Origin of the sequence: Microbulbifer sp. (genome assembly GCF_036563125.1) — a bacterium.
In the GTDB taxonomy this organism is placed as follows: domain Bacteria; phylum Pseudomonadota; class Gammaproteobacteria; order Pseudomonadales; family Cellvibrionaceae; genus Microbulbifer.
Genome location: NZ_DATCMV010000022.1, coordinates 1 through 7,352, shown reverse-complemented (window position 1 = coordinate 7,352; position 7,352 = coordinate 1). Strand labels below are relative to the sequence as shown.

Here is a 7,352-nt window from a genome sequence, read left to right as displayed (position 1 = left end):
GCTGTCGTTCAAACAGGAAGATATCGTGATCCGCGGTCACTCTTTCGAGTGCCGGATCAATGCCGAGGACCCGAAGACCTTCTTCCCGAGCCCTGGCAAAGTGGAATCCTTCCACGCTCCGGGCGGCCTGGGCGTACGGGTGGACTCCCACCTCTATGCTGGTTACACAGTGCCACCAAACTACGATTCCATGATCGCCAAGATCATCACCTACGCCGAGGACCGCGAGACTGCGTTGGCCCGTATGCGTGTGGCGCTGAGCGAGACGATCATCACCGGGATCAAGACCAACATTCCGCTGCAAGAAGAGTTGGTGCGGGATGAGGCATTTGCCCGCGGTGGAGTGAACATCCACTACCTCGAGAAAAAGCTCGGGATGGAGTGATCCCCTCCCTTGCCAACCATAGAGTCGACTAAGCAGGTTCTGTGGCGGCAAAGTACCGGGGAGGCGTTTTCAAAACCGGGCTAGGCGCCCCCCTTAAATACGTCCCTGTACGCTGCGTCGGCGACATCCCTGTCGCCGACGCTTTTGAAAACACTTCCCCGGTGCTTTTCCTTCCAGCCAACCTTCCCTACCCTGTTAGCTAATCCGAATAGTTCTTCGTAAAACGCTGAACTTTGAATTGCAGGTAGCGCTGCCGTTAAGGCTTTGCGGAACCTTCACCGCCATGGATGGCGGTGCAGAGCCCCCAGGGATGGGTTTACGGCGTGTTCCGCAAAGCCTTAGCGGCAGCGGTACCGCCACGGACTCGCCCAAAACCACCGAACAAACAACCCCGGAATCCCGAAAGTGCCCTGGCTTCAATTACGTGTAAACACCACCCGCGATGAGGCGGAAAAAATCGAAAATGCGCTGCTGTTCGCCGGCGCGGTCTCGGTAACCCTTGAAGACAACGCCGATCAGCCCATCCTCGAGCCGGGCCTCGGCGAAACTCCGCTGTGGGATCAGACTCTGGTGACCGGCCTGTTCGACGCAGAAGTCGATACCGGCGTCACCGAAGCCAAGGTCTCTTCCTATCTGTGTGAACTGTTCACCGGCGCCCGCTGGGAACAGCTCGAAGACAAGGACTGGGAACGGGAGTGGATGAGCCACTACAAGCCCATCCAGTGCGGCGACAACCTGTGGATCTGCCCCAGCTGGTGCGAACCGCCCGCGCCAGAGGCCGTCAACATCATGCTCGACCCCGGCCTCGCCTTCGGCACCGGCACCCACCCCACCACCTTCCTGTGCCTGCAGTGGCTCGCCCGTGAACCGGTGCAGGGAAAGACCGCCATCGACTACGGCTGCGGCTCCGGCATCCTCGGCATCGCCGCGCTTCTGCTCGGCGCCGACCGCGCGCTGGGCACCGACATCGATCCCCAGGCCCTGATCGCCAGCCGCGACAATGCGGTGCGCAACGGTATCGATCCCGAACGCTTCCCGGTGTACCTGCCCGAGAAAACGCCACCCGCTGCCGTGGCCAGCGCGGACATCATGCTCGCCAACATCCTCGCCGGCCCGCTGGTGGAACTGGCCCCGCAGCTGATTGAGCGCACAAAACTGGGGGGACGAATCTGCCTCTCGGGCATCCTTGCCAGCCAGGCGGAGCGGGTGAAGGCGGCGTATAGCCAGTGGATCGACTTTGATGCGGATGCGCAAAAGGAAGAATGGGTACGCCTGAGCGGAACCAGGGTCCGATAAGCGCACTACGCCAGAGGGCGCAGGGCTGATAAACTTCTCCGCCAAAGCAATAATCGTCGAATTCCATGTCGCAACTGGTCACCCGCTGCCCCCATTGCAGCACCTCGTTCCACGTCACCGAGCAGCAATTGCGTGCTGCCCGCGGCGCTGTGCGCTGCGGTTCCTGCCTGCAGGTGTTTCGCGCCGACGAAAACATCGTTTTCAATGAGGATGACCCGCAGCCTGCCAGCCGCAAAGCCATCGAGGATCTACTGGATGACGACGACTTCCTGATTCACGACGATATTGAGCTGGAGGGCGAGGACCATAGCGATGACGAGCTCCCCAGATCCCGCGCGAAAAAGGATAGCCAGCCCGACAAGCAGGCTCACCACAGCGAGCAGCCCGATGAGAGCCCCCTGATCGGTGACGCCTTTGGTGAGCAGCAGTGGCAGGAACTCGACAGCGACGACGCACAACAGGAACTGGACCTGCGCCGCGAGCTGGAATCCGAACTGGATGAATTGAGCGGTGCCGACGATGATCCCTGGGCCGCGGAAATCGCCCGCGAAGAATCCAGCGGTGTCAGCCGGCGCAAAAGCGGCGGGCGCCGCGACCAGGAACTGCCCGAAGAACGTGAGGATGACCTGTTTGCCGAGGACCTGCTACGCGAGCAGCTCGGCGAGCTCGATGATCCGCTGGCGAAGGAAGGCTTCCCTTCCGACGAATTCACCGCGGAGGACATGCAGCGCATAGCCGGCAGCGGCGCCAAGCGCCCACAACCGGCGGCGACCAGTTCGCTCGACCCGCACCAGCTGGACCAAGCACCACTACTGCCGCGGGACCAGCTGATTTCCGCCATCGGTTCCGCCCCCATCGAAGTCAGCTGGCAGCCGAAGCGCCACCGGCGCGTGCCCAACTGGTTGTGGGCGTTGGGTGCACTGCTACTGGCACTCGGACTCGTGGCCCAGACCGCCTACTTCCGCTTCGACTCCCTGAGCAAGCGCGACCCGTGGCGCCAACTGTACGCGGCGGCATGCCCCGCGCTGGGCTGCACGTTGCCGGCACAGGTGGACATCAGCGCCATCCACACCTCGAATCTGGTGGTGCGCAGCCACCCGCAGATCGCTAATGCGCTGGCAGTGGAAGCGGTGCTATTGAATCGCGCACCCTTTGACCAACCTTTCCCGACCCTGCAACTGCGTTTTACCGACCTCAAGAATGCGCCGGTCGCCAGCCGCCGCTTCGGCCCCTCGGACTACCTCAAGGGAGAGCTGTCCGGACGCAAGCTGATGCCCGCCGGCAACCCGGTGCACATCGCACTGGAGATCGTCGACCCGGGCACCGAAGCGGTGAACTACGAGCTGCGCATCGCCCCGCAGTAAGCTAGCCGCAAGCTGCGGCTGGCGCCCATTGCTACAAACTGTTGCACAAAGTTCGCCCTAAACGGCCAGCCATCGAACAATTTGAGCGCTTTTTCGCTTTTCCAGTGGCCTGCCAGCCGCTATCATAGGCCGCTCTTTGACACCCTATGAGACCAGACCCGCGGGAGGGCGAGTTGCCCACGGAATTGCCAAGCAGCTTCGCCATAGGCCCCTATAACATCGGTGCGCCAGTCATTCTGGCGCCCATGGCCGGCGTTACCGATCGCCCCTTCCGCAACCTGTGCCGCGAACTCGGCGCCGGTCTGGTGGTATCCGAAATGGTCACCTCCGACACCAGCCTGTGGGACAGCCGCAAATCGAGAATGCGCCTGGATCACGCGGGTGAGTCCGGCCCTATTTCGGTACAGATCGCCGGTGGCGACCCGGAGATGATGGCAGAGGCCGCGCGTGAGAACGTCAAACGCGGCGCTCAGATCATCGACATCAACATGGGCTGCCCGGCGAAGAAGGTGTGCAAAAAAGCGGCGGGTTCCGCCCTACTGCGCGACGAAAAACTGGTCGCCGACATTCTGGAAACGGTGGTTCAATCCGTCTCAGTACCAGTGACGCTGAAAATTCGCACTGGCTGGTGCCCGGATTCCCGCAACGGAGTGACGGTAGCCAAAATGGCCGAGGATCTCGGTATCTCCGCCCTGGCAGTCCACGGCCGCACCCGCGCCTGTGGCTACCATGGTCAGGCCGAATTCGATACCATTGCCGAGATTGTGTCGGCGGTAAAGATTCCCGTCTTTGCCAACGGCGACATTACCGGTGCGGAAAAGGCCCGCAAGGTGTTGGACTACACCGGCGCTGCGGCGGTCATGATTGGCCGGGCGGCTCAGGGACGTCCATGGATTTTCCGGGAGATTGCCCACTACCTCAGAACGGGGGAGCGGCTGCCGGAGCCCTCACTGGATGAAGTCAGGGACATATTAATCACTCACCTGAGTGAGCTACACCGTTTCTACGGTGCGGTTATGGGGGCACGTATCGCCCGCAAGCATGTGGGTTGGTACGTGAAAACACTCGCCGACAGCGAGGACTTTCGCAAGACCTTTAACCAACTGGATTGCGCAGAAGCACAACATGCCAGCGTTCGTGAGTGGTTTGAACGCCGAATAACTAGAGGGGCAAAAGCGGCATGAATAACGAAGCACTGATTCCGGATACCAGCGATGTGGTATCCGCCGGGGGCCAGGTTCAATTGCAACAACCGCAAGCGTTACGCGACGCGGTTGAACAGGCGATGGAAAATTACTTCCGTCACCTGGACGGTCAAATGGTGACCGAAGTCTACGATATGGTGCTGTCCGAGATTGAGGCGCCGATGCTGGAAGTGGTGATGAAACACACCCGCCACAACCAGACCCGCGCCGCGCAGCTGCTGGGCCTCAACCGGGGAACCCTGCGCAAGAAGCTCAAGCGCTACGGTCTGCTGTAAGGCGACCCGCCGCCACGGACAGTGACGTCCGGGCGGTAAAAATTCGACGAGGGGGGATGGGTCAAACCCATCCCCCCTCGCTATTTTGTTACTCCGTACTTTTCTCACTTCAGATGGACGATGCGATATGACTGACAAGGTGGCCATTCGCCGCGCGCTGATCAGCGTTTCCGACAAAACCGGCATTGTAGAATTTGCCCGCGAACTCGCCGCGCAAGGCGTGGAGATCCTGTCCACCGGCGGCACCTACCGCCAGCTGGGCGATGCCGGTATCCCGGTAATCGAAGTCTCCGACTACACCGGTTTCCCGGAAATGATGGACGGCCGCGTAAAAACCCTGCACCCGAAGGTGCATGGCGGCATTCTCGGCCGTCGCGGCACCGACGACGCGGTAATGAATGAGCACGGCATCAAGCCCATCGATATGGTTGTCGTAAACCTGTATCCGTTCAAGGCCACCGTTGCCAACCCCGACTGCGACCTGCCAACCGCCATCGAGAACATCGACATCGGCGGCCCCACCATGGTCCGTTCCGCCGCCAAGAACCACAAAGACGTGGCGATCGTGGTCAATGCCCACAGCTACGACACCGTGATCGAAGAGATGAAGGCGAACAACGGCGCACTGGGTTACGAAACCCGCTACGACCTGATGGTGCAGGCGTTCGAACACACCGCTCAGTACGACGGCATGATCGCCAACCACTTCGGCGCCCGTAACACCAACAACGAGGCACGCGAGTTCCCCAACACCTTCAACGTCCAGTTCGAAAAAGCCCAGGACATGCGCTACGGCGAGAACCCGCACCAGAAGGCGGCGTTCTACGTGGAAGCCGACGCCGAGGAAGCCTCCGTCTCCACCGCCACCCAGCTGCAGGGCAAAGAACTCTCTTTCAACAACGTCGCCGACACCGACGCCGCACTGGAAACCGTCAAACTGTTTGACGAGCCCGCCTGTGTCATCGTCAAGCACGCCAATCCCTGCGGCGTGGCCGTAGCCGCGGACATCAAGACCGCCTACGAACTGGCCTTCGCCACCGACCCGGAATCCGCATTTGGCGGCATCATCGCCTTCAACCGCGAACTGGACGCCGAAACCGCCCAGTTGATCGTCGACAAACAGTTCTCCGAAGTGATCATCGCCCCCAAGGTTTCCGAAGGTGCGGCGAAAGCGGTTTCCGCCAAGCAGAACGTACGCCTGCTGGAATGCGGCGAATGGGGCAGCGAGCGCCCGGCCGCGTTCGACTACAAACGCGTTACCGGCGGCCTGCTGATCCAGGAAAAAGACAACGGTATGGTTGCCAAGGAAGACCTGAAAGTGGTCACCAAGGTGCAGCCGTCTGACGAACAGCTGGACGAACTGCTGTTCGCGTGGAAAGTTGCCAAGATGGTCAAATCCAACGCCATCATCTACGCCAAAGACGGCCGCACCATCGGCGTCGGCGCAGGCCAGATGAGCCGCGTCAACTCCGCGCGCATCGCCGCGATCAAGGCCGAGCACGCTGGCCTCGAAGTAAAAGGCGCAGTGATGGCGTCTGACGCCTTCTTCCCCTTCCGCGACGGCATCGACAACGCCGCCAAGGTAGGCATCAGCGCCGTAATCCAGCCGGGTGGCTCCATGCGCGACGACGAAGTCATTGCCGCCGCCGACGAACACGGTATGGCGATGGTGTTCACCGGCATGCGTCACTTCCGTCACTGACCTGTCACTGACATAGCGATTTAATATTCGCGCGCTATACGGGAAGGTCCTGTGGCTGGGGCCCCTTCCCGAGACCGTCTGCGGCCGGGATGGCCGCAGCCGAGCCCCCATGGATGGGTTCACGGCGTGTCTCGGGAAGGGGCACCAGCCACAGGGCCGCCACTTGACCGGCTTCGAAGCACTCTAATGTGCCTGTCTCCCCCGGTTCCAGCCCAGCAATACTGCGCGCAGTGCTAAACTAGCCCACCTAAATAACAGGCACGGGGAAACTCAAGAATGAATATCCTGGTAATCGGCTCTGGTGGCCGCGAACACGCTCTGGCCTGGAAGGCCGCGCAAAACCCCGCCGTAGACACCGTCTTCGTCGCACCGGGCAACGCCGGCACCGCCCGCGAACCCAAACTCCAGAACGTCAACATCGGCGTCGACAACTTCTCCGCCCTGTCCGACTTCGTCGAAGAAAAAGGCATCACCCTCACCATCGTTGGCCCCGAAGCCCCGCTGGTGGACGGTATCGTCGACTTCTTCAACGCCCGCGGCCACAACATCTTCGGCCCGGAAAAAGCCGCCGCCCAGCTCGAAGGCTCCAAAGCCTTCACCAAAGAATTCCTCGAGCGCCACGACATCCCCACCGCCGCCTACAAAAACTTCACCGAAGTAGAACCGGCGATTGAATACATCCGCGCCCAGGGCGCCCCGATTGTGGTCAAGGCCGACGGCCTCGCCGCCGGTAAAGGCGTCATCGTCGCCGAAACCGTGGAGCAAGCCGAACTGGCCGTGCGCGACATGCTCAGTGGCAATGCCTTCGGCGATGCCGGCTGCCGCGTCGTAGTGGAAGAATTCCTAACCGGTGAAGAGGCCAGCTTTATCGTCATGGTAGACGGCGAGAACATCCTGCCCATGGCCACCAGCCAGGATCACAAGCGCGTTGGCGATGGCGACACCGGCCCCAACACCGGCGGTATGGGCGCCTACTCCCCAGCCCCCGTAGTGACCCAGGATGTCTACGAGCGCGTGATGAAGGAAGTTATCGAGCCCACCGTCAAAGGCCTCGCCAGTGAAGGCATGCCCTACACCGGTTTCCTCTACGCCGGCCTGATGATCAATGAAGAGGGTGCGCCCAAG

General features: G+C 61.3%; 6 protein-coding genes and 1 pseudogene. All 7 read left to right on the top strand.

The features are described 5' to 3' along the window. A pseudogene (locus VIL80_RS01585) lies at positions 1-385 on the top strand (acetyl-CoA carboxylase biotin carboxylase subunit); the annotation flags it as partial. A 405-nt stretch (positions 386-790) separates the two neighbouring features. Further along, positions 791-1,681, top strand: coding sequence for a 50S ribosomal protein L11 methyltransferase (gene prmA, locus VIL80_RS01580; RefSeq protein ID WP_332034410.1), 891 nt, complete (start codon positions 791-793; stop codon positions 1,679-1,681). 65 nt (positions 1,682-1,746) lie between these two features. After that, complete coding sequence (locus VIL80_RS01575; RefSeq protein ID WP_332034409.1) at positions 1,747-3,045, top strand: DUF3426 domain-containing protein; 1,299 nt, start codon at positions 1,747-1,749, stop codon at positions 3,043-3,045. 173 nt (positions 3,046-3,218) lie between these two features. After that, positions 3,219-4,229 carry a tRNA dihydrouridine synthase DusB gene (gene dusB, locus VIL80_RS01570; protein ID WP_332034408.1) on the top strand — a complete coding sequence of 337 codons (1,011 nt, stop codon included), beginning with the start codon at positions 3,219-3,221 and terminating at the stop codon, positions 4,227-4,229. After that, the gene (gene fis / locus VIL80_RS01565; protein ID WP_105102945.1) at positions 4,226-4,525 is read left to right on the top strand and encodes a DNA-binding transcriptional regulator Fis; all 300 of its coding nucleotides are present in this window, start codon (positions 4,226-4,228) and stop codon (positions 4,523-4,525) included. The genes dusB and fis overlap by 4 nt, the downstream gene beginning before the upstream one ends. 127 nt (positions 4,526-4,652) lie before the next feature. Continuing rightward, a complete protein-coding gene (gene purH / locus VIL80_RS01560; RefSeq protein WP_332034407.1) occupies positions 4,653-6,227 on the top strand; it encodes a bifunctional phosphoribosylaminoimidazolecarboxamide formyltransferase/IMP cyclohydrolase in 1,575 nt (524 codons plus the stop codon). A 276-nt stretch (positions 6,228-6,503) separates the two neighbouring features. Then, a partial coding sequence (purD, locus tag VIL80_RS01555; protein WP_332034406.1) for a phosphoribosylamine--glycine ligase occupies positions 6,504-7,352 on the top strand: 849 nt, incomplete at its 3' end.

Bases quoted from the DNA above. Each gene is read 5' to 3' on its own strand.
- purH (WP_332034407.1), top strand. From the start codon at position 4,653: ATGACTGACAAGGTGGCCATTCGCCGCGCGCTGATCAGCGTTTCCGAC.
- VIL80_RS01575 (WP_332034409.1), top strand. From the start codon at position 1,747: ATGTCGCAACTGGTCACCCGCTGCCCCCATTGCAGCACCTCGTTCCAC.
- fis (WP_105102945.1), top strand. From the start codon at position 4,226: ATGAATAACGAAGCACTGATTCCGGATACCAGCGATGTGGTATCCGCC.